The following is a 21,067-nucleotide window of genomic DNA, read 5'->3' as shown; positions in this document are numbered from 1 at the left end:
CGCCGCGCCGGACGCGCACCCCGGCGAGTTCACCGGAGTGCGCGAGAAGTTCCAGCACCGGGACGTCAACGTCCGGTCCCGAGGCCGTTCGAGCGGAGAGAGCCCGCCGCGTAGAGGTCCCGGCAGCCCGCTCGCAGCAGCTTGCCGCTGGAGCTGCGCGGCAGTGTTCCAGGGGCGATCACCACGACGTCGTCCACCCGCACACCGTGTCCTGTGTGGACGGTGCGGCGCACCGCCATCGCGATCTCGTCCGCGTCGACGTCGCCGAGCACCTCCACCAGCACGACCACCAGTTCACGCTGCCCGTCGTCGACCCCGAGCGCGCAGCACGCCAGCACGGCCGGATGTGCGGTCTCCGCCGTGGCCTCCTGGTCGTGCGGGTGGTGGTTCGCACCGGCGACGATGATCACCTCCTTGGCCCGCCCCGTGACGAACAGCTCGCCGTCCCAGCGGAAGCCCGTGTCACCGGTGCGGAGGAAGCTGCCGCTCCTGCCGGGCAGCTCCGCGTGGAACACCTCGGTCGGCCGCTTCCAGTAGCCGGCGCCGACGCTCGGTCCCTGCACGAAGATCTCCCCCACCTCGCCCTCCGCGCACTCCTGTGCCGTCTCGGTATCGGCCACGACGACGGAGAGCGACGGGGGGATCGGACCGCAACTCACCAGTTGCCGGCCGCCAGGGGGGTCGACCGGCCGGACGCGTCCCCTGCTCAGCGCGTCCGCGTCGCAGCGCAGCACCACCGGCCCCTCGCCGACCAGCGCGCTCGTCACCATCACGGTCGACTCCGCGCGACCGTATCCGGGCACGAGCGTGCCCCAGGCCGATCCGCTCACCCTCGCGGTCTGCGAACGCGCGTGCCGCACACTGCTGGCCGAACGCTGTTCCCCGTGCGTCACTCAGACGGTGCGGACGATCATCGGCGAAGGGGTCACCGACGCCGGCCTCATCGCCGTGCGCCTGCACCTCTCCGCACGCACGTTGCGGCGGCACCTCGCCGCAGAAGGCACGTCCGTGCGCCGGCTCGTGGACGAGGCCCGCCGCACCGAGGCCGTCGAGCTCGTGGCACTGGACCACCTCAGCGTCGAACAGGTCGCACTGCGGCTCGGCTACACCGACGCCGCCACGTTCATCCGCGCCTTCCGCCGGTGGAGCGGCACCACTCCCGGCGCCTACGTCTCGCGCTGACCCGCCCGAGCGGGTCTTTCGAGCAAGGCGTGGGCGACACGGACCCGTCGCCGGTCGCTCAGACGACCTCCGGCCACACCAGCACGGCAGAACCCCAGGTGAGACCTCCACCGAAGGCCGTCAGCAGCACTCTCTCCCCGGCGTGGACCTCCCGGCGTGCCACCGCATCCGCGAGCGCGAGGGGAATGGACGCGGCTCCGGTGTTGCCGACCCTCTCGATGTTGCCGAGGACCTTCTCGTCCGGAATGGACAGCCTGCTCCCGACCATCGACAGGATCCGCGCGTTGGCCTGGTGCGCGACGACACGATCGACCTCCGCCGTCGTCCACCCCACGTTCTTCAGCACCGCCAGGGACGACTCGGTCATCCGGGTGACGGCGTGCTGGTAGACCTCGCGCCCGCTCATCCGGAAATGACGGTCCGGCTCCGTGTACCGGCCCGGCTCCGCCCGGTCCCGCGCACCACCGCCCGGCACGGTGATGAGGTCGTGGCCCGTGCCGTCGCTGCCGAGGTCGAAGCCCAGGACCTCACCGGGTTCCCCCGGCTCACCCGCGCGCAGGACCACCGCACCGGCTCCGTCCCCGAACACCACGCCGGCCGCGCGGTCGTCCGGGCCGATCAGCGTCGAGTAGACGTCGGCCGCGACCAGGAGCACCCGCCTGGCGATCCCTGCCGCGATCATCCCGCTCGCGGTGGCCAGCCCGTAGACGAACCCGGTGCACACCGCCGCGACGTCGAACGCCGCCACCCCGGCGAGCCCCAGCCTCGCGGCCAGCGCCGGTGCCATCGCGGGAATCGGGTGGTCCGGGGTGGACGTCGCCACGAGCACCAGGTCGACCTGCCCGCTCGCGCACCTGGCCAGCACGGCCTCGGCCGCGGCCAGCGCGAGGTCACCCGTGGACGTGCCCTCGTCGGCCCAGTGCCGGGTGCCGATCCCGGTGCGCCGGCGCACCCAGGCATCGCTGGTCTCCCAGTGCGAGGGCAGTTCCTCGTTCGACACCACCTTGGGTGGCACGCAGCCCGCTACGGCCTCGAGGACGGGAATCGGGTGCCGGACGCGCTCGGTCAACAGGTCGTCTCTTCTCAGCATGTGGATAGATCCCGTCTGAAAGTACCCGAGGCCGACGGGACGGGGAGCACCCGGTGTGGTTCGTCACGCGCGCCGCGTCGAGTTACTCACTGGTAGCAGAATCGTTGGCGCACAACGGATCCTGATGTGAAATCTACTCAGGTTCGTGATCACCGCCGGGGTGGCGCAGGCGTGCCTCGGTCTCCGCGCGTCACCCTCCTCTGTGAACGATCGTTCTCGTCCACGAAGACGGTTCGAACCTTGCCGCTTCTCTCAGCCGAGTTCGCGTGGCGCCCGTGGACTTCGCGAGCTGCGCGGCGAACGTTCCGGAGTGCACGCCTGGAGTGCGCGAGACGGCTCGTAGGAGCGGAGCGGGGGAAGACGAGACTTCCGGTGAGGTGCTTGGTCATCCAAAGGTGGAAGACACCTGTGCCGCACGTGAAATAACGTCATCCCGCGGACCGTGCGCGACCGTGCACGCACCGGAGTCATGAGCTCGCTCGTCGTGTGCCCACTCGGGGGTAGGCGCACACTGTTCAGGGTTCGTCTCAGGGGAGAACCTGAGCCTTCGGTGCGGCGGCGTAGCCGAAGATGGTGCGCACAAGACCCACAGGAGGGGACAGACAGGTGAGCGCGTCCGATGGAGTCGCGGCGAGAGCCGTCGACGTGTGGAAGTCCTATGGGTCCGGCGACGCCGCCGTGACCGCGCTCGCGGGGGTGAGCGTCGACCTGGAGAAGTCCAGGTTCACCGCGATCATGGGCCCGTCCGGTTCGGGCAAGTCGACGTTGATGCACTGCCTCGCGGGGCTGGACGACGTCACGAGCGGTGAGGTGTGGGTCGGTGACACGAAGGTCACCGGGTTGAAGGACCGCGGGCTCACGGAGCTGCGGCGCGACAAGGTCGGCTTCATCTTCCAGCAGTTCAACCTGCTGCCGACGCTGACCGCGGAGGAGAACATCACGCTGCCGCTCGCGATCGGCGGCAAGAAGGTCGACAGGGACTGGTTCGACGTCGTCGTCGACACGGTGGGTCTGAGGGACAGGCTGACCCACCGGCCGACGCAGCTCTCGGGTGGCCAGCAGCAGCGCGTGGCGTGCGCGCGTGCGCTCGTCTCCCGCCCCGACGTGGTCTTCGCGGACGAGCCGACGGGCAACCTGGACTCGCAGTCCGGTGCCGAGGTCCTCGGGTTCCTGCAGCGGTCCGCCCGCGAGTTCGGGCAGACGATCGTGATGGTCACGCACGACGCCAACGCCGCGTCGTACGCCGACCGCGTCATCTTCCTCAAGGACGGCCACATCGTCCGCGAGCTGCTGTCGCCGTCGGCCGACGAGGTCCTGGACACGATGAAGCACCTCGACTCCGTGGTCGCGGTGCCGCATGTTTAAGGCGACTCTGAAGAGCTTGCTGTCGCGCAAGCTCCGTCTCGTGCTGTCCGCGCTCGCGGTGGTGCTGGGCGTGATGTTCGTGTCCGGTTCGTTCGTCCTGACCGACACGCTCCAGCGTTCGTTCACCGACCTGTTCTCGTCGGCGTTCGCCAACGTGGACGTGTCGGTGTCGCCGAAGGCGGAGAAGGGCAAGCAGCCGGAACCGCTGACGCCGCAGGCGATCGCGGACGTGAAGTCGGTGCCGGGGGTGGCGTCGGCGGTCGGTGACGTGCAGGGGTCCGCGCGGCCGATCGGCAAGAACGGCAAGGTCATCACCACGTCGGGCTCGCCGCGGTTCGGTTTCAACTGGACGGGCACCGGCCAGGAGAAGATCCGCGACGGCAAGGCGCCCGCCGCCGAGAACGAGGTCGCCGTCGGCGGTTTCCTCGCGACCACCGGTGGTTTCAAGGTCGGCGACGACATCGCGTTGCTGACGCTGGAACCCAAGAAGACCTTCAAGATCACCGGCATCTACGAGTACGCGGGCGGACGCGACTCGCTCGGCGGTGAGCTGTCGGTGGCGTTCACCGAGCCGGTCGCGCAGCAGTTGTTGCTGGGCAAGAAGGACGTGTTCTCCGGCATCACCGTCACGGCGGCGCAGGGCACGTCCGACGACGCGTTGCGCGACGCCGTCGCGGCCAAGCTCGGTGCCGGCTACGACGTCAAGACCGGCGCGGCGCTCGCGAAGGAGCAGGCCGACCAGATCAACGAGGGCCTGAAGTTCTTCAACTACGTGCTGCTCGGGTTCGCGGGCATCGCGTTGTTCGTCGGCATCTTCATCATCCTCAACACGTTCTCCATCATCGTCGCCCAGCGCACGCGGGAACTGGCGCTGCTGCGGTCGATGGGCGCCTCGCGCGGCCAGGTCATCGGGTCCGTGGTGCTGGAGGCGTTGGTGATCGGCCTGATCGCGTCGATCGTCGGTCTCGGGGCCGGCGTGGGCGTGGGGGCGTTGCTGGCCACCGTCTTCAGCTCGCTGGGCGGCAGCAGCCTGCAGCTCGCGGGGATCGGCGTGCCGATGTCGGCGATCATCTCGTCGTTCGCGGTGGGCATGATCGTCACCGTCGTCGCGGCGGTCATGCCGGCGCTGCGTGCGTCGCGGATCGCCCCGGTCGCCGCGATGCGGGAGGCGGCGACGCCGGACCGCCCGCTCACGAAGATCACGATCACGGGCGCGGCCGTCGCGGCTCTGGGCGGCACGTCGCTGGGGTTCGGCTTCAACCAGGCCTCGCTGCCGTTGATCTTCGGCGGCATCCTGGTGGCCTTCGTCGGTGTCGCACTGCTGACCCCGATCCTGTCGAAGCCGATGGTGTCGCTGATCGGCCGCCTGCTGTCGTGGTCGATGCCGGGCCTGCTGGGCCGCCGCAACTCCGCGCGCAACCCGCGCCGCACCGCGATCACCGCGGCCGCCCTGATGGTCGGCATCTCGCTGATCACCGGCGTGAGCGTGGTGCTGACCTCGGCGACCAAGTCGATCGAGAAGCTGGCGTCCGGTCAGCTCCAGACCGACCTGATCATCTCCGGCGAGGGCCAGGTGGAGGGCCGGCCCGCCACGTTCCAGCGCGACGTGCTGACGAAGGTCGAGAAGACCGACGGCGTGAAGTCGGCCTTCGGCTGGGCGTCGGACGGCGTGCTGCAGGGCGAGGACCAGCTCTTCGCCGTCGCGGTCACGGACGTGAACGCGCTGAAGGAGATGTTCGCCCTCAAGCCGAAGTCCGGTGACATCAAGCCGTTGCGGGACGACCAGCTCGGCCTGCCGGAGGACCTCGCGACCGAGAAGGGCTGGAAGGTCGGAAGCACCATCACGTTGCAGCTGGCCAAGGGCGAGCCCCGCACGTACGCGGTCGGCTTCGTCTGGGCCAAGTCCCAGGTGCTCCAGGGCGCGGTGGTGCTGCCGGAGTCGGCGTCGAAGGACTTCCGCTCCGACCAGATCGGCCAGGCCTTCGCCCAGGTGCGGCCGGGGGCGAACGTGGCGGACGTGCAGAAGCGCGTCGAGCCGCTGTTCGCGGACAACCCGGAGATCACCGTCCAGGACCGCAGCGGGTTCGTGAAGCAGACGACCTCGCAGTTCGACACGGTCCTGCTGATGATCCAGATCCTGCTGGCCCTGGCGATCCTGATCGCGGTGCTCGGCGTCATCAACACCCTGGCGCTGTCGGTGATCGAGCGGACCCGCGAGCTGGGCCTGCTGCGCGCCATCGGCATGCGGCGGGCGCAGGTGATGCGGATGATCACCGTCGAGTCGGTGGTGATCTCGGTGTTCGGCGCGGTCCTCGGCCTCGCGGTCGGCCTCGCGCTGGGCGTCGCGACCGTGCAGGCGCTGAAGGACCAGGGCATCTCGGAGCTCGGGTTCCCGTGGGCCACGATGGTGCAGTACCTGGTGGTGGCGGCGGTGGTCGGCGTGGTGGCGGCGATCCTGCCGGCGATCAGGGCGGCGCGGCTGAACGTGCTGGACGCGATCGCTTACGAGTGAGGCGAACAGAGAGTGGCGTGCCGGCCGGTCGCGGGCCGGTGAGGTGAAAGGGAGGGTGCCGTGCCAGGCCTTCGCGGGCCGGCACGGCACCCTTTTCCGTGCGTGCTCACGCACGGGAGGGGCTGCGCCGGGCCGCCGCTGGCCGGCACAGCCCCTCCCCTCTCTCACGCGTGCGGGCAGGTGTCCCGGTACGCGGAGATGAGCGTGTTCGGCGTGGGCGCCGGGCACAGGAACTGGTCGTACCGCACGTCGTCGTCCACGAACCGCTTCAACCACGACAGCGTGTACTTCCGCACCGTCACGTTGTCGCTGCGCGGCGCCGAGTGGTCACCGCCGCGCAGTTCGAGGAACGCCTTGTCCGGCGCCGCGGTGATCGAGTTGTAGAACGGCGTCGAGTGCTGCGAGTTCGGCGCGGTGGGGTCGTTCTGGCCGCCGAGCACCAGGGTCGGCACCTGGACGGTCGACCAGTTCTTCGTGGTGTGCCAGCCGGCCATCGGGATCGACGCCTGCAGGGCGGGGCGGGTCGCGGAGGCGCGCAACGCTCCCCCGCCGCCCATGGAATGGCCCATGACCGACAGGCGTGAGGCGTCCACGCGCGGGTTGGTGCGGACCACGTGGTCGAGCGCGGCCAGCAGCTGGCGGCCCCGGCTGTCCGGGTCGTCGAAGCCCGACAGGGTGTTGATGGTGATCACCACGAAGCCGTAGGACGCCAGGCGCGGGCCGAAGTGCGCGACGGACGTCTGGGTGGCGGTGAAGCCCGGTGAGATGGCGACCGCGCCGAACGTGAGGTCGCTGGTCGGTGTGTAGACGGTGCCGCCGCCGAAGTTCGACTGGCGGGCCACGGCCGCGGACGTCACGGCGAACGTGCCCCGGGCCGCTTCGACGGAGGCGGCCGTGGGTGCGGGGCCGCGTTCGTAGGGGTTGGCCGCCGCGGTGGCGACGGCGGGGGCGGTGGCGGGGATCAGCGCCAGGACCAGCGCCGCAAGCATGGGTTTGACGCGCACGACGAAGACACCTCGATTGGTTGCAGGGGAACCAAAAGCGACGGCGACGCTCACGCTACCGCCCGGTAGCCCCGCTCCGATCCGGCCATATGGATGGTTACCGGGATGTTTCGACGGTGTTCGACGGCACGTCGTCGAGATCGACGCGGTCACCCAGCGCAGCGGACCGGGACGTTGTCGTCCTGTCCAGTCACCGGAGAAGCGGTATGCGGCGACTCGGACGGCCCACGAGGGTGATCTATGCCCACCCGCAGACAGTTCCTCGTCCTGAGCTCCACAGCGGCACTCACCGGTCTGCTGTCCGAGACGCCCGCGACGGCCGCCGAGACCGCGCAGCCGTTCGCGTCCTACTGGCACCCGGCGACGATCCTGAACTGGGACCCGTCGACCGACCGGGACGCGAAGTACAACCGCAGCACCGTTCCGCTCGCGAGACGGGTCGCCCCGGCCAGACCGGCCAACGCGCACGCCCGCCCGAACGAGGCCAGGGTGCAGGCGCTGGTGGCCTACGCGCCGACGAGCGGCAACCCCGCGCAGGGCTCGCTCGACATGAACTACTACGCCACGAACTACTGGCAGTACATCGACGAGCTGGTGTTCTGGGGCGGATCCGCGTCCGAGGGCCTGATCCTCGCGCCGAATCCGACCGTCACGGACGCCGCGCACCGCAACGGCGTCAGGGTGATCGGCAACGTGTTCCTCCCGCCCACGGCGTACGGCGGCCAGATCCAGTGGGTCCGCGACTTCGTGAGGCGCGAGGGCGACCGGTTCCCCGTGGCGGACAAGATGGTCCAGGTCGCGCGCCACCACGGTTTCGACGGCTGGTTCCTCAACCAGGAGACCGCCGGCGGCAACACCCAGCTCGCCACCGACATGCGCGACTTCATCGTCTACCTCAAGAAGTCCGGGCTGCGGGTCATCTGGTACGACGCGATGACCGACACGGGCAGCGTCAGCTGGCAGAACGCCCTGACCGCGCGCAACCGGGCGTTCTTCGAGCAGTCCGACGAGATGTTCCTGAACTTCTGGTGGAGCACGCAGGGCCTCGCGAACTCGGCGGCGCTCGCGCAGCAGATGGGCCGCAGCCCGTACGACCTGGCGTCCGGTGTGGACGTCGAGGCCAACGGCTACAACACGAGTGTCACCTGGGCGAGCGTCTTCCCCGAGGGCAGGCCGCACGTGACGTCGCTCGGCTTCTACCGTCCGGAGTGGACGTTCAAGTCCTCCACCGGCCCCGCCGACTTCTACGCACGGGACAACAGGTTCTGGGTCGGCCAGAACGGCGACCCCTCGAACACCACGACGACGGCGAACTGGAAGGGCGTCGCCCACTACGTCACCGAGCTGACGCCGATCACGCAGCTGCCGTTCGTCACGAACTTCAACACCGGCCACGGCAGGAAGTTCGCCGTCAACGGGACCGTGCGCTCGACGCAGGCGTGGAACAACCTGTCGTTGCAGGACGTCCTGCCGACGTGGCGGTGGAGCGTCACGGGCACCGGCACGAAGGTCACGCCGTCGCTCGACTGGGACGACCCGTACGACGGCGGCACCGCGCTGAAGATCACCGGCACCCCGCAGTCCGCCAACGACGTCCGCCTGTTCGCCACGTCGCTGAGGCTCACCGGCGCCAGCCAGTTCGAGATCGTGCACCGCACGGGCACCGGACCGTCGCGACTGCAGGCCGTCCTGAAGATCGGCGCGACCGAGCAGGTCCTCGACCTCGGCGGGGTCAGCGGGGCGTGGCGGCGCAGCGTCTTCCCGCTCGGTGAGCACTCCGGCGCCACGCTCACCGAGATCTCGCTGCGCGTGCTGCCCGGGGCCGCGGTCACCGCTCTGATCGGCCGGATCGGCGTGACGAACCCGGTGCTCACGCCGCCCGCCGCGCCGTCCAACGTCCAGACCGAGCAGGTGAGCCGCACCAACGCCACGACGGTGTCGGCGCGGCTCACCTGGACCCGGTCACCCGGTGCGCGGCAGTACCGCGTCTACAAGGCCGGCACCGAGCGGATCTTCCTGGGCGGCACGACGAACGACGCGTACTTCGTGCCCGCGATCACGCTGGCCGCCGGCGAGACCGCGCAGATCGAGGTGGAAGCGGTCAGCGAGGCGTTCGACGTCTCGCCTCCCGCGAGCACCTCGATCACTGGTACACCCTGACGTAGTCCAGCACCATGTCCTGCGGCAGCTGCGTCCCGGCCCCCGGCGGGCCGGGCCAGTCGCCGCCCACCGCGTTGTTGATGATCAGGAAGAACGGGTGGTCGTAGACCCACGGCCCCCGCGTCGTCTCCAACTGCTCCCGGTCGACGGTGAAGAACCTGTTGCCGTCCACCGAGAACGTCATGTGGCTCGAGTCCCACTCGACCGCGAACGTCCGGAACGCCGACGACGCGGGCTGACCGAGGTCGAGCGGCGACCCGTACCCGCCCGCGCCGAAGTACGCGGGCGCGTGCAACGTCGAGTACACCCGGTTCGGTTCCTTGCCGACGTGCTCCATGATGTCGATCTCGCCGGTGTAGGGCCACGGCCTGCGCTGGTCGAAGAAGTCCGCGCCCAGCATCCAGAACGCGGGCCACAGACCCTGCGTCGACGACACCTTGATCCGCGCCTCGACGCGCCCGTAGGTGAAGTTGAACTTGCCGTAGGTGTTGAGCCGCGCGGACGTGTACTGGCAGGTCCCGCTGCCGCTCACCGGGTCGACCGGGCACGCGCTGCCGGGCGTCACCTCACGCCGTGCCTGCAACACCAGGTTGCCGTTGCCGTCGTGCCGGGCGTTGTTGTTGTTCGTGTAGTACTGCAGCTCGTTGTTCACGCCCGGCCCGATCTCCGGCGTCCACTTCGAGGCGTCCGGCCCGGTGCCCGCCGGGGCGTTGAACTCGTCGGCCCACACGAGCCGGCCGGGGAACGACGGGTTCGGCGGCAGCGGCGGAGGCGTCACCGGAGCGCCGCCCGTGCCGTAGACCTGGAACTCCCAGAGCGAGTAGCCGTAGCCGTTCGACCTGGCCGTGCCGTACATCCGCACGTACCGGCCGGTGCCGCTGACGGTCAGCGTCTCCTTCAGGCCGCGGCCCGCGGTGGTCGAGTAGATCTGCCGCCAGTTCGCGTTGTCGTCGGAGACCTCCAGCCGGTACGCGGTGGCGAAGGCCGGGTCCCACTGCAGCACGACCTTCGAGATCTGCGCGGTCGCGCCCAGGTCGACGGAGATCCAGCCGGGGTCGACCCAGCCGTTCGTCGCGCTCGTCGCCCAGCGGGTCGCGGGATCGCGGTCGAACGCCTTGGCCGGTGTGCACCCGCCGCAGTTCGCGTCGTCCTGGAACGTCGACGCGGAACCGGACTTGCCGTACGAGAGCAGGGTTTCCGCGGCGCTGCCCCGCGTGCCGAACACCTGGAACTCCCACAGCGAGTAGCCGTACTGCGTGGCTCGCTGGGTCAGGTCGAGCCGCACGTACCGGCCGGTGCCGCTGACCGCGAGGGTCTCGGTGCCGCCGGGTCCCGTCGTCGTCCGGCGGAGTTCCTGCCAGCTGGTGCCGTCGGCGGAGATGCTGAGCGTGTAGGCACGCGCGCTCGCGGTCTCCCAGGCGAGCACCACCTGGTCGACCCTCGCGGACGAGCCGAGGTCGATCTGGATCCACTGCGGATCGCTGAACCCGCTGGACCAGCGGGTGCCGAGGTCGCCGTCGACGGCCGAGGCGGCGCCGAACGCGGCGTTCTCACTGCTGGAGGCGGTGACGGGACGGTCCTGGGAGATCAGCGGGCCGGCGGCCGCGGCCTGCACTGGAACGATCAGGGCCGCGGCGACCAGTGCCGCGGCGAGTAGGGGGAGTCTTCCGCGTTGAAGCCTTCCTGACATGGGTGCTCCTGGGGCCGGAGAACGGGAGGTGAGGGCGAGAGAGCGCTCTCTTGCGACAGGAGTGCAGAGCCGAGCGTCGGGGCACGGGAGCCGCCGTGTCAAGAAAACCGGGACTTCTGAACGTTTCTTGCGGATTGACGCCAGATTGCGGACTGCGCCATGCTCGGTATGCGTGAGAGCGCTCTCCCAATCCTGCTGCGGAGAGGAAAGCTTCAATGAGGAAGCCTTTGTTCCACATCGCCGCCGTCATCGGGCTGATAGCCACGGCGCTCAGCATTCCCGTTGCGGCACAAGGAGAACCCGTCCGCGTGGCCGAGTTCCTCGCGGAGTGCCCCATCAGCCACCGGTTGCCGGACGACCCGATCGTCCTGCCGAACCTCGCCGGTGCCTCGCACATGCACGACTTCTTCGGCAACCACTCGACGAACGCGCGGTCCACCCAGCAGTCGCTGGAGGGGCAGACCGGCAACTGCAACCCGGCCGCGGACATCTCGTCGTACTGGGTGCCGACGCTCTACCGGGACAACACCGCGATCGCACCGACCGGCGTGACCTTCTACTACCTCGGTGAGGGCGTGAACAACCCCGCGGCGATCCAGCCGACGCCGTACGGGTTGAAGATCGTCGCGGGCAACGCGAAAGCCACGGGTGATGCCGACAGCATCGCGCGCTGGTCCTGCCTGCACGCCGGGCACGTCAACCCGTCCAAGAACTTCGTGACCTGCCCCGCGGGCACGATGCTCGAGACCTACCTGGACTTCCCGCAGTGCTGGGACGGCCGGAACCTGGACTCGGCCGACCACAAGTCCCACATGTCCTACCCGGTCGCGGGCGGCTGCCCGTCGAGCCACCCCGTCTCCGTGCCGAAGCTGCGCATGGTGCTGAGGTACCCGGTGAACGGCAGCACCGCCGGACTCCGGCTCGCTTCCGGCACGGGACAGACGATGCACGGTGACTTCTTCAACGTGTGGCCGCGCGCCGAGATGGAACGCCGCGTCCGCAACTGCATCAACGTGGTGATCAAGTGCGACCACAACGGCAACCACGGATGACAGTGCTCCTGCTGGCAGGCCTTCTCGCGGCCTGCCAGCAGGCTCCACCCCCGCCACCGGCACCGGTCGCCCAGAACGGTTACGGCGCAACGGAACGCGCGTTCGTCGAGCTCGCCATCGCCACCGACGAGCAGGCCCTCAAACTGCTCGACCTCACCGACCGGCCGGAGTGGAAGGAGAACCGGAACATCGAGCTGACCGAACTGAGGAAGCTGCTCGACGCGCCGTACGTCAACAACCACGCCGGGCACGACATGCCGGGCATGCCGACCGACGCCGAGATCCAGCTCGCCTCGACCAGTCCGGACGCCCTGGAGCAGTTCGTGCGCACCCACCTCACCGAGTCGCTCGAGGTCGTGCGCTCGGCGGGTTCGGCGATCACCCACCCGCCGACCGCCGAAGTCGTGAAGCTGATGGAGCGGCACCGCACGGCAGAGCTGGCGGCCGGGTGAAGCGCGTGACGCTGGAGGAGGTGGCTCGGGTGGCCGGGGTGTCGCGCGCGACCGCGTCGAGAGTCGTCAACGGCGCTTCCAGCGTCGACGAGTCTTTGCGCCACGCCGTGCAGAAGGCCATCTCCAGCACGGGGTACCTGCCGAACATCGCCGCGCGGTCGCTCGTCACGCGCCGGGCGGCCGCGATCGGCCTGCTGCTGCCCGACGAACGCCGCATGGACGGCGACCCGCACCTCGCGAGCGTCGTCAGCGGCGTGACGAGGGTCGTGCGACCGCTCGGCATCCACCTGGTGCTGATGATGACCGGCCCCGGCACGCGCGCGCAGGCGATGAGCGACCTGCGGTGCGGGCGGCTCGACGGCGTGATCCTCGTGCACACCGACCCGGCGGACCCGGTGCCGGGCGAGCTGATCGCGGCCGGTCTGCCGGTCGTGCTCGCCGGCCGCCCGCTCAAGCCGATGCCGATCACCTACGTCGACGTGAACCAGACCGCGGGGGCCGCGATGGCCGGGCGTCGCCTGAAGTCGTCGCGGTGCAGGAGGATCGCGACGATCACCGGACCCCAGGACACCCCGGCGGGCCAGGACCGGCTCGCCGGGTTCCTCGCCGAGGTGCCGGACGCCGTGGTGGTGCACGGGGATTTCACCCGGCAGTCCGGGATCACCGCGATGCAGAAGCTCTTGCGCTGCTGCCCGGACGTCGACGGCGTGTTCATCGCCTCGGACCTGATGGCGAACGGCGCCATCCCCGTGCTGCACCGCAGCGGCCGCAGGGTGCCGGACGACGTGGCGGTCGTCGGGTTCGACGACAGCAGCGCCGCGCTGACGTCCGAACCCGAGCTCACCACGGTCCGGCAGCCGATCACGGACATGGCCGCGGAGATGGCGCGGCAGCTGCTGCGCCAGATCGCCGAGCCGCGCTCCCCCGCCACCTCGGTGGTCTTCGAGCCGACGCTGGTGGTGCGGGACAGCGGCTGAGTCAGCTCGTCCGCTGCCGGATCGGCATGTCGCGCGCGATCACCCACGTGCCGGCCAGCGCCACCACGAACGACAGCACGAGGACCGCGGGCAGCGCCGAGCCGAACAGGTCGGGGGTGTCGTCGACGAACGGCAGGTTGCCCGACCCCGGCATCCGCAGCCGCGTCACGACCACGAGCGCCAACGCCACGGGCAGGACGAAGAGCCCGCCCCCGCCGTACCTGTCGAACGCGGCGGCGCAGAGCATCCCGACCGCGATCCACACCAGGTACATCAGGAAGTACGAGAGCTGGGCGCCGTGCTCGTCCGCACGCCAGTCCATGAGCGAGTAGATCCCGCCCTCGACGAGGAAGCCGAGCCATTCGGTCGCCGTCATCACGACCGCCAGCACGACGGAGAACGCCGATGCCGCAAGGAGGAACTCGCGGCGCGTGCGGCCGTGCGCCACGGCGACCGGCATCATGTTGTGGATCGCGTAGACGCCCACGAACAGCAGGAACCAGGGCCCGACCTGGGACGCGACGACGTTCCACGCGCTGATCTCGACGTCGCGGAAGATCGACACGACGAACGTGAGCGCCAGGACGAACACGAACGCGCCGCCCGCGACCATCGCGCTGAACAGGCCGAGCGCCGCCGTCAGGCGACGGAAGATCTTCACCGCTTGCCTCCGACCGGATCGGTGAGGTGCACGAACAGGTCCTGCAACGCGATCGGCCCGAGCTCCAGGCCGAGCCCGCGCGCCCGGACCAGCTGGTCGTCCGCCAACGCCCCGTAGACCATCGCGGCCTTGGTGCGTCCCAGCGACTTCTCGCCGAGCACCGTCATCCCGGCGGTGAACTCGTCGACGTCGGAGGCGTTCCCGGTGACCTCGGTGCCGCGCGAGCGCAGCACGTCGGCCTCCTCCCGCAGCACCAGCCGGCCCGCGTCGATGATGACGACCTCCTCCAGCAGCGAGGAGAGCTCCTCGATGAGGTGCGTCGAGATCATGATCGTGCGCGGGTGCGCCATGAAGTCGTGCAGCAGCGTGTCGTAGAACGCGTACCGCGTCGGCGTGTCCATGCCGAGGTGCGACTCGTCGAGCATCGTGAGCGGCGAGCGGCTGGCGAGCCCGATCACGACGCCGAGCGCGGACCGCTGCCCCAGCGAGAGCTCGCCGACCTTGGTCCTGAGCCCGATCTTGAACAGCTCGGTGAGCTCCAGCGCGTAGTCGTTGTCCCACGTGTCGCGCCAGGCGGCGCCGTACTCCAGCACGTGCGAGACCTTGTCGCCCTTGTCCGCGGCGTCGGCGGAGTGCCGGACCAGGCACACCTGGCGCATCGCGGCGGCGTTCTCGAAGACGGGCACGCCGTCGAGCTGAACGGTTCCTGAAGGCTTGCGGTACCCCGCAAGCGCCGACATCAGGCTGGTCTTGCCGGAGCCGTTGCGCCCCAGCAGCCCGTAGATCTTGTTGCCGGACAACGTGAAGCTCATGTCGTCGATGGCGGTCACGTCGCCGTAGCGGACCGTTAAGCCCTGCACCTCTACTCGCATCACACGCCCCCGTTGTTCTCGTGCTGCTCGATCCGGCGGATGACCTCGGCGAGCGGGATGCCGATCGCCCGCGCCTCCGCGACCATCGGGTCCACGACCTCGCCGAAGAAGGTCTCCCGCCCCTGTGCCCGCAGCATGTCGCGAGCCCGCGTGCTCACGAACATCCCGATCCCCCTCTTCTTGTAGAGCACCTGCTCGTCCACGAGCTGCTGGAACGCCTTCGCGGCGGTCGCCGGGTTGATCCGGTAGTAGGCGGCGTACTGGTTGGTCGACATGACCTGCTCGTCCGCCTTCAACGCCCCGCTGAGCACGTCCGCCTTGATCCGGTCGGCGATCTGCCGGTAGATCGGGCTCCGGTCGTCGAACATGACCTAGTTCCTCGGTTCGTTACTCATGTAATGAACCATAGCAGTGGCGGGGTACGCTTGGCCACGTGGTCGGGGTCGCGATCCTGTGCGCGGTGCTCGCGGCGGTGTGCAGCGCACTCGGCGCGATGTGGCAGCACGCCGGCGTGCGGGAGACGACCGACCTGAAGCTGACGTCGGCGTTGCAACTCGTGCGTTCACGCCGGTGGGTCCACGGGTTCCTGGTGCTCTTCGCGTGCGCGGTCCTGCAGGTCGTCGCGCTGTCACTGGCCCCGGTCTCGGTGGTCGCGCCGCTGAACGCGCTGGCCATCCCGATCATCGCGGTGGTCCGCGCCCGCCGGCTGAGCGGGATGCTCGCCACCGCGGTGCTGGTGGCGACGGTCGGGATCGTGGTGTTCGTGACCATCACGGCGGGCGAGGCGATCCCCACCGAGGTGACGCCGAAGGTCGCGTTGCAGGCCGGTCAACTCGTGGTCGCGGGCGTGCTGGTGTGCGTCGTCGCGGCGACGTTCACCGCGGGGGCCATCAGGGCGCTGGCGCTGTCCGTGGGCGCCGGCATCGCGTACGGGCTGGTCGCCGTGCTGGTCAGGGGCGTCACGACGTCACTGCCGGCGCTCGAGTGGGTCTCGCTCGGCGGGCTCGTCGTCGCGTTCCTCACCGGCGCGTGGTTCATCCAGCTCGGCTACGCGGCCGGACCTCCCGACCTCGTCGTGGCCGGTCAGACGGTCGTGAACCCGATCGTGGCGGCGTGGATCGGCATCAAGCTGCTCGGCGAGGGCACCGGTATGAGCGCGGTCTCGCAGGCCGGGCTGGTGGTGAGCGCGGTGGCAGCGGTGACCGGCACGGTCGTGCTGGCCTACTACCACCGCGCGACGGTGGACGCCTGAGTCAAACCCGGATCGACGCGGGCCGCAGGTCCGTCCAGTTCTCCTCGACGTAGGCCAGGCACGCCTCGCGGCTCTCCTCGCCGAACACCTTGGTCCACCCGGCGGGCACCTCCGCGAACACCGGCCACAGCGAGTGCTGCTCTTCTTCGTTGACCAGCACGAAGAAACGGCCCTGCGGGTCCTCGAACGGGTTGGTCATGACGGTCCTTCCTCGTGGAACTACTTGACTGCCTGGAGCTTCGGTTCTGCCTGCTGCTGCGCGACCCTGCGCAGGACGGAGTCGAGGATCTCGCCGACGCGCACGGCGGTGTTGGACAGCAGCGACGACGTGATGCCGTGCGTGTGTTCGGTGCCGCCCTGCAGGTAGATGCCGCCGCGCACGGAGTCGTCCGTGACGAGGCGGTAGTCGCGCGTCACCTTCAGCCGGCCGCGCTCGTCGCGTTCGCAGTGGCGGCCGAGGTCGCCGAGCAGCCCGGCGGGGTTCGCCGGCCGGTAGCCGGTGGCGTAGACGATCACGTCGGCGTCGATCGGCAGCTGCCCGCCGTCGGCGAGCGACTCGACGACGCACTTGCCGTCGGAGGTCACCTCGGTGAGCCTGGAGGTGTTGTGCAGCAACAACCTCTGCCTGCCGACGACCTTCTCCCGGTACACCCGCCGGTACAGCTCCTCGATGAGGTCGCCGTCGACCACGCCGTAGTTCGTGTTGGCGTGGTAGCCCATGAGCCTGGACTTGACGTCCTCGGGCGCGGCGTAGAAGTCGTCCACCGCGGCGGGGTCGAAGATCCGGTTCGCGAACGAGCTGTCGTCGGCGGGGCTGTAGCCGTACCGCGCGAACACGCCGTGCACCTCGGCCCGCGGGAACCGGTCGTGGAAGAACGCCACGGCCTCGGCCGCGCTCTGCCCTGCGCCGACCACGACGACCTGGCGCGGGTCCTCCAGCGCGTCGACGCGCGTGAGCAGGTCCTTGTTGTGCCAGATCCGCTCGCCCGGCTCGATGCCGTCCGGAAGGTTGGCCTCGAGACCGGTCGCCAGCACCAGGTTGCGCGTCCTGACCTGCTGGCCTCCCGCGGTGAACTCGAACCCGTCGCCGGTCGCGCGGACCTCGGAGACCTCCGCGCCGTACGAGACGTGGTGCTCGACCCGTTCCGCGGCCCACTCGAAGTAGTCGTGGAACTCCTTGCGCAGCGGGAAGAGGTTCTTGTGGTTGACGAAGTCGATCAGCCGGCCTCGGTCGCGCAGGTAGCAGAGGAAGCTGAAAGCGCTGGTGGGGTTGCGCAGGGTGACGAGATCCTTGAGGAACGAGACCTGCATCGTCGCGTCCTCGAGCAGCATCCCCCGGTGCCAGCCGAACCGCGGCTGCTTCTCGAAGAAGCGGGCTCTGACGGGGAGTTCGTGTTCCTCCACGGCGATCGCGAGAGCGAGGTTGGACGGGCCGAACCCCACTCCGGCCAGGTCTAACACCGGTTCCATCGCGATCCTCTCCTGGCACTCCACGCTGGCGTAAAGTAACCCTAACTTAACTAAGGCATGCCTTAGCTAGTGCATTCGGACGTGATCCACGTCGCTGGAGCGCGAGAACGGTCGTACGCGAGCGCCGCTCGACTCGGATTCGAGCCGTGAACAGGCGCGAAGAGGCGGAAATGGAACCGGCCCGGCCGTCGTGGGGGCGCGGAGATTCCACGACGGCCGGGCCGGAGTTCAGGGGTCAGTGGCTCGTGATCAGGTCTCGGAACCACCGGGCGCTCTGCTTGAGCGTCCGCTCCTGGGTCTCGTAGTCGACGTGCACGATGCCGAACCGCTTGCCGTACCCGTAGCCCCACTCGAAGTTGTCCATCAACGACCAGGCCAGGTAGCCGCGCACGTCCGCGCCGGCCCGCACCGCGGCGGCCACGGCGGCGATGTGCGACCTCAGGTAGTCCACGCGGTCGGCGTCGGCGACGTGGCCGTCCACCACGTCCAGGTCGTCGAAGGCCGCGCCGTTCTCGGTGATCACCATCGGCACGCCGTAGTCCTCGTGCAGGCGCACCAGCAACGACGTGAAGCCCTCCGGCACGATCTCCCAGCCCATCGCGGTGACCGGGCGGCCCTGCGGCACCACCTCGGACACGTGCGGATCGTCGGTCGCCCTGCGCACGTGCGAGGTGTAGTAGTTCACGCCGAACACGTCCAGCGGCGTCGAGATGACCTCGAGGTCGCCGGGACGCACCGGCAGCTCGGCACCCCGCGCGGCGACGTCGGCCAGCACGTCCTCCGGATAACGCCCGTGCACCAGCGGATCCAGGTAGATCCGGGTGCCGAACCCGTCGGCGCGGCGGGCCGCGTCCACGTCACGCGGGTCGTCGGACGCCGCGCTGTGCACGCCCATGTTCAGCGTGATGCCCAGCGACGCGACGTCGCGCGAACGGAGCTCCTGCGCCGCCAGCCCGTGTGCCAGCAGGAGGTGGTGCGTGGCGCGCATGGACTCGGCGAAGTTCGTGCGGCCCGGCGCGTGCCTGCCGGTGTCGTAGCCGAGCACCGCCGAGCACCACGGTTCGTTCAGCGTCGTCCACGTCGGCACGCGGTCGCCCAGTGCGTCGTGCACGAGGCCCGCGAACTCGGCGAACCGGTACGCGGTGTCGCGGTGGGGCCAGCCGCCCGCGTCCTCCAGCTCCTGCGGCAGGTCCCAGTGGTAGAGCGTGAGCCACGGGTCGACGCCCTTGTCCAGCAGCTCGTCGACGAGCCGGGAGTAGAAGTCGACGCCCTTGCGGTTCACCGGGCCGCGGCCGCCGGGCTGGATGCGCGGCCACGACACGGAGAACCGGTACTTGTCGACGCCCAGGCCGGCGATCAACGCCACGTCGGACGGCATGCGGTGGTAGTGGTCGCAGGCCACGTCACCGGTCTCGCCGTTGACGACGGCGCCGGGACGGCGGGAGAAGGTGTCCCAAATGGACAGAGTTCTGCCGTCCTCGTCCCAGGCGCCCTCGATCTGGTACGCCGAAGTCGCGACGCCCCAGAAGAAGTCGGCGGGCAGCCCCGCGGTCACGTCAGACATGCACACCCTCCAGCCAGCACGCGACGCGCCGGGTCTCCTCGACGTTCTCGAGCGACGGCATCCGTTCGCCGCACACGTCCATCGCCGACGGGCACCGCGGGTGGAACGGGCAGCCGGACGGCATCGAGCGCAGGTCCGGCGGTGAACCCGGGATGCCCTTCAGCTCACGGCGGGGGCCGCGCAACGCCGGGAACGACCCCAGCAACCCCTTGCTGTACGGGTGCTTCGCCGCCCGGTAGATCTCGCCCGCCGGCGCCTCCTCGACCACGCGCCCGCCGTACATGATCGCGATGCGGTCGGAGAACTCGACGAGCAGCGAGATGTCGTGCGTGATGAAGATGACCGAGAACCCCAGGGTCTCGCGCAGCCTCATCATCTGGCCGAGGATCTGCCGCTGCACCACCACGTCGAGCGCGGTGGTCGGCTCGTCCATGATGACGATCTCGGGTTCCAGCGCGAGCGCCATCGCGATCATCACGCGCTGCCGCATGCCGCCGGAGAGCTGGTGCGGGTACGCCCCCAGCCGGTCGGCCGGGATGCCCACCAGCCCGAGCAGCTCGCGGGCACGGGCCGTGCGCTCCGGCCGCTTCATCTGCGGCCGGTGGGTGCGCAGGACGTCGTCGAGCTGCGTGGCGACCGAGATCACCGGGTTCAGGGCGTTCATCGCGCCCTGGAACACGATGGAGATCTCGCTCCACCTCAGGACCTGGAGGTCCTTGTCGCTGAGCGACAGCAGGTCCTTGCCCTTGAAGAAAACCTCGCCCGACGGCACGTGTCCCGGCGGTTGCAGAAGGCGCGTCGCCGCGTAGGCCAAAGTGGACTTGCCGCTGCCGCTCTCCCCCGCGAGGCCGAGCACCTCGCCCTTGTTCAGCGTCAGCGAGACGTTGTGCACGGCGCGGAGCTTGCCGTAGTCGACCGAGAGATCGCGGATCTCCAGCACCGGGCTCATGCGCGCACCTTCCGCAGCCGGGGATTCGCGTACTCGTCGATCCCGAAGTTGATCAGCGCCAGCGCCGTGCCCAGCAACGCGATGCACAGGCCGGCGGGGACGAACCACCACCACGCGCCCAGGCCGAGCGCCTGGTTGCTCTGCGCCCAGAACAGGATCGTGCCCCAGTTCCAGGTCGAGAGCGAGATGACGCCGACGAACGACAGCGTGATCTGGAGCATGACCGCGAAGATCACCGTGCCGACGAAGCCGGACGCGATCACCGCCATCAGGTTCGGCAGCACCTCGAACACGATGATGCGCCAGGTCGACTCACCGGACGCCCGCGCGGCCTCCACGAAGTCCCTGCGGCGCAACGACATAGTCTGGGCGCGGAGCACACGGGCACCCCACGCCCACGCGGTCAGCGAGATCACCGCGGCGATCAGCACGGTGTCGGCGGACGGCAGCATCGAGGCCACGATGATGATCAGCGGCAACGCCGGGATCACCAGGAACACGTTGGCCAGCATGGACAACGCCTCGTCCGCCGCACCGCCGAGGAACCCCGAGGTGACACCGACGAGGATCGACAGCAGCGTCGCGAGCACACCGCACACCAGCCCGACGACCATCACGCCCCTGGTGCCCACGAGCACCTGGGAGAAGATGTCCTGCCCGGTCATGGTCGTGCCGAACCAGTGCGAGCCCGACGGCGGCGACAGCAGGTCGTCGCTCATCGCGGACGGGTCGTACGGCGCGATCCACGAGCCGATGACCGCGATCAGCGTGAAGAAGGCCAGGATGCCCAGGCCCAGTTTGGTCTTGAAGTTCAC

At 69.6% G+C, this 21,067-nt stretch carries 21 protein-coding genes; 9 read left to right on the top strand and 12 right to left on the bottom strand.

Going from position 1 to position 21,067, the window contains the following annotated elements:
- Positions 1–65: 65 nt before the first annotated feature.
- A complete protein-coding gene (locus ND450_RS00530) occupies positions 66–830 on the bottom strand; it encodes an AMP-binding protein (protein WP_253324193.1) in 765 nt (254 codons plus the stop codon).
- Positions 831–900: 70 nt separating this feature from the next.
- Here ND450_RS00530 and ND450_RS00525 point away from each other — a divergent pair, with 70 nt between their 5' ends.
- Positions 901–1,182 carry a helix-turn-helix transcriptional regulator gene (locus ND450_RS00525; RefSeq protein ID WP_253324192.1) on the top strand — a complete coding sequence of 94 codons (282 nt, stop codon included), beginning with the start codon at positions 901–903 and terminating at the stop codon, positions 1,180–1,182.
- Positions 1,183–1,240: 58 nt separating this feature from the next.
- Here the strand turns inward: ND450_RS00525 and ND450_RS00520 are convergent, their stop codons facing one another.
- Positions 1,241–2,272, bottom strand: a complete 1,032-nt coding sequence (locus tag ND450_RS00520; protein ID WP_253324191.1) for a beta-ketoacyl-ACP synthase III — start codon at positions 2,270–2,272, stop codon at positions 1,241–1,243.
- 606 nt (positions 2,273–2,878) lie between these two features.
- Here ND450_RS00520 and ND450_RS00515 point away from each other — a divergent pair.
- Both ND450_RS00515 and ND450_RS00510 read left to right on the top strand, forming a co-directional pair.
- On the top strand, positions 2,879–3,637 hold the full coding sequence (locus tag ND450_RS00515; RefSeq protein WP_245786155.1) for an ABC transporter ATP-binding protein: 759 nt from the start codon (positions 2,879–2,881) through the stop codon (positions 3,635–3,637).
- Entirely contained in the window at positions 3,630–6,149 is a 2,520-nt protein-coding gene (locus ND450_RS00510) for an ABC transporter permease (protein ID WP_253324190.1), read from the top strand. Before ND450_RS00515 ends, ND450_RS00510 begins: the two co-directional genes overlap by 8 nt.
- 164 nt (positions 6,150–6,313) lie before the next feature.
- Here the strand turns inward: ND450_RS00510 and ND450_RS00505 are convergent, their stop codons facing one another.
- Positions 6,314–7,138, bottom strand: a complete 825-nt coding sequence (locus ND450_RS00505; protein WP_371927746.1) for a dienelactone hydrolase family protein — start codon at positions 7,136–7,138, stop codon at positions 6,314–6,316.
- 108 nt (positions 7,139–7,246) lie between these two features.
- Here ND450_RS00505 and ND450_RS45915 point away from each other — a divergent pair, with 108 nt between their 5' ends.
- Together ND450_RS45915 and ND450_RS00500 are read left to right on the top strand one after the other, a co-directional pair.
- The gene (locus ND450_RS45915; RefSeq protein ID WP_371927617.1) at positions 7,247–7,390 is read left to right on the top strand and encodes a 50S ribosomal protein L32; all 144 of its coding nucleotides are present in this window, start codon (positions 7,247–7,249) and stop codon (positions 7,388–7,390) included.
- Positions 7,391–7,393: 3 nt separating this feature from the next.
- Complete coding sequence (locus ND450_RS00500; RefSeq protein WP_253324188.1) at positions 7,394–9,313, top strand: hypothetical protein; 1,920 nt, start codon at positions 7,394–7,396, stop codon at positions 9,311–9,313.
- On the opposite strand, the gene ND450_RS00495 is transcribed toward ND450_RS00500, so the two are convergent.
- Positions 9,297–11,003, bottom strand: a complete 1,707-nt coding sequence (locus tag ND450_RS00495) for a discoidin domain-containing protein (RefSeq protein WP_253324187.1) — start codon at positions 11,001–11,003, stop codon at positions 9,297–9,299. The two genes, ND450_RS00500 and ND450_RS00495, sit on opposite strands and share 17 nt — an antisense overlap.
- Positions 11,004–11,218: 215 nt before the next feature.
- On the opposite strand from ND450_RS00495, the gene ND450_RS00490 reads away from it, so the two are divergent.
- Genes ND450_RS00490 through ND450_RS00480 form a run of 3 tightly spaced genes read left to right on the top strand, consistent with a single transcriptional unit; the run spans position 11,219 to position 13,484 of the window.
- Positions 11,219–12,055 carry a DUF1996 domain-containing protein gene (locus tag ND450_RS00490; RefSeq protein WP_089916634.1) on the top strand — a complete coding sequence of 279 codons (837 nt, stop codon included), beginning with the start codon at positions 11,219–11,221 and terminating at the stop codon, positions 12,053–12,055.
- Positions 12,052–12,507, top strand: a complete 456-nt coding sequence (locus tag ND450_RS00485; RefSeq protein WP_253324186.1) for a hypothetical protein — start codon at positions 12,052–12,054, stop codon at positions 12,505–12,507. The genes ND450_RS00490 and ND450_RS00485 overlap by 4 nt, the downstream gene beginning before the upstream one ends.
- A 5-nt stretch (positions 12,508–12,512) precedes the next feature.
- A complete protein-coding gene (locus ND450_RS00480; RefSeq protein ID WP_253324185.1) occupies positions 12,513–13,484 on the top strand; it encodes a LacI family DNA-binding transcriptional regulator in 972 nt (323 codons plus the stop codon).
- 1 nt (position 13,485) lies between these two features.
- On the opposite strand, the gene ND450_RS00475 is transcribed toward ND450_RS00480, so the two are convergent.
- Genes ND450_RS00475 through ND450_RS00465 form a run of 3 tightly spaced genes read right to left on the bottom strand, consistent with a single transcriptional unit; the run spans position 13,486 to position 15,385 of the window.
- Positions 13,486–14,145, bottom strand: a complete 660-nt coding sequence (locus ND450_RS00475; RefSeq protein WP_253324184.1) for a hypothetical protein — start codon at positions 14,143–14,145, stop codon at positions 13,486–13,488.
- On the bottom strand, positions 14,142–15,017 hold the full coding sequence (locus ND450_RS00470; protein ID WP_253324183.1) for an ABC transporter ATP-binding protein: 876 nt from the start codon (positions 15,015–15,017) through the stop codon (positions 14,142–14,144). Before ND450_RS00470 ends, ND450_RS00475 begins: the two co-directional genes overlap by 4 nt.
- Positions 15,017–15,385, bottom strand: a complete 369-nt coding sequence (locus tag ND450_RS00465; RefSeq protein WP_089916647.1) for a GntR family transcriptional regulator — start codon at positions 15,383–15,385, stop codon at positions 15,017–15,019. Before ND450_RS00465 ends, ND450_RS00470 begins: the two co-directional genes overlap by 1 nt.
- A 65-nt stretch (positions 15,386–15,450) precedes the next feature.
- Here ND450_RS00465 and ND450_RS00460 point away from each other — a divergent pair, with 65 nt between their 5' ends.
- Positions 15,451–16,269, top strand: coding sequence for a hypothetical protein (locus ND450_RS00460; protein ID WP_253324182.1), 819 nt, complete (start codon positions 15,451–15,453; stop codon positions 16,267–16,269).
- Between the two features lies 1 nt (position 16,270).
- On the opposite strand, the gene ND450_RS00455 is transcribed toward ND450_RS00460, so the two are convergent.
- From ND450_RS00455 to ND450_RS00435, 5 genes are all read right to left on the bottom strand, one after another.
- Positions 16,271–16,468, bottom strand: coding sequence for an MbtH family protein (locus tag ND450_RS00455; RefSeq protein WP_253324181.1), 198 nt, complete (start codon positions 16,466–16,468; stop codon positions 16,271–16,273).
- A gap of 20 nt (positions 16,469–16,488) precedes the next feature.
- Complete coding sequence (locus tag ND450_RS00450; RefSeq protein ID WP_253324180.1) at positions 16,489–17,739, bottom strand: lysine N(6)-hydroxylase/L-ornithine N(5)-oxygenase family protein; 1,251 nt, start codon at positions 17,737–17,739, stop codon at positions 16,489–16,491.
- 235 nt (positions 17,740–17,974) lie between these two features.
- Complete coding sequence (locus ND450_RS00445; RefSeq protein ID WP_253324179.1) at positions 17,975–19,303, bottom strand: GH1 family beta-glucosidase; 1,329 nt, start codon at positions 19,301–19,303, stop codon at positions 17,975–17,977.
- Complete coding sequence (locus tag ND450_RS00440; RefSeq protein WP_253324178.1) at positions 19,296–20,252, bottom strand: ABC transporter ATP-binding protein; 957 nt, start codon at positions 20,250–20,252, stop codon at positions 19,296–19,298. The genes ND450_RS00445 and ND450_RS00440 overlap by 8 nt, the downstream gene beginning before the upstream one ends.
- Positions 20,249–21,067 carry an ABC transporter permease gene (locus ND450_RS00435; RefSeq protein WP_245786157.1) on the bottom strand — a complete coding sequence of 273 codons (819 nt, stop codon included), beginning with the start codon at positions 21,065–21,067 and terminating at the stop codon, positions 20,249–20,251. The genes ND450_RS00440 and ND450_RS00435 overlap by 4 nt, the downstream gene beginning before the upstream one ends.

Source organism: Lentzea sp. HUAS12 (genome assembly GCF_024125735.1).
Taxonomy (GTDB): Bacteria; Actinomycetota; Actinomycetes; order Mycobacteriales; family Pseudonocardiaceae; genus Lentzea; species Lentzea albida.
The sequence above is the reverse complement of the archived record's forward strand: the minus strand, read 5'-3'. Positions and strand labels throughout refer to the sequence as shown.

Coding starts and splice junctions, on each gene's coding strand:
- ND450_RS00520 (WP_253324191.1), bottom strand. CDS start 2,272: ATGCTGAGAAGAGACGACCTGTTGACCGAGCGCGTCCGGCACCCGATT.
- ND450_RS00510 (WP_253324190.1), top strand. CDS start 3,630: ATGTTTAAGGCGACTCTGAAGAGCTTGCTGTCGCGCAAGCTCCGTCTC.
- ND450_RS00505 (WP_371927746.1), bottom strand. CDS start 7,138: ATGCTTGCGGCGCTGGTCCTGGCGCTGATCCCCGCCACCGCCCCCGCC.
- ND450_RS45915 (WP_371927617.1), top strand. CDS start 7,247: ATGGTTACCGGGATGTTTCGACGGTGTTCGACGGCACGTCGTCGAGAT.
- ND450_RS00500 (WP_253324188.1), top strand. CDS start 7,394: ATGCCCACCCGCAGACAGTTCCTCGTCCTGAGCTCCACAGCGGCACTC.
- ND450_RS00495 (WP_253324187.1), bottom strand. CDS start 11,003: ATGTCAGGAAGGCTTCAACGCGGAAGACTCCCCCTACTCGCCGCGGCA.
- ND450_RS00490 (WP_089916634.1), top strand. CDS start 11,219: ATGAGGAAGCCTTTGTTCCACATCGCCGCCGTCATCGGGCTGATAGCC.
- ND450_RS00485 (WP_253324186.1), top strand. CDS start 12,052: ATGACAGTGCTCCTGCTGGCAGGCCTTCTCGCGGCCTGCCAGCAGGCT.
- ND450_RS00470 (WP_253324183.1), bottom strand. CDS start 15,017: ATGCGAGTAGAGGTGCAGGGCTTAACGGTCCGCTACGGCGACGTGACC.
- ND450_RS00465 (WP_089916647.1), bottom strand. CDS start 15,385: ATGTTCGACGACCGGAGCCCGATCTACCGGCAGATCGCCGACCGGATC.
- ND450_RS00455 (WP_253324181.1), bottom strand. CDS start 16,468: ATGACCAACCCGTTCGAGGACCCGCAGGGCCGTTTCTTCGTGCTGGTC.
- ND450_RS00450 (WP_253324180.1), bottom strand. CDS start 17,739: ATGGAACCGGTGTTAGACCTGGCCGGAGTGGGGTTCGGCCCGTCCAAC.
- ND450_RS00445 (WP_253324179.1), bottom strand. CDS start 19,303: ATGTCTGACGTGACCGCGGGGCTGCCCGCCGACTTCTTCTGGGGCGTC.
- ND450_RS00440 (WP_253324178.1), bottom strand. CDS start 20,252: ATGAGCCCGGTGCTGGAGATCCGCGATCTCTCGGTCGACTACGGCAAG.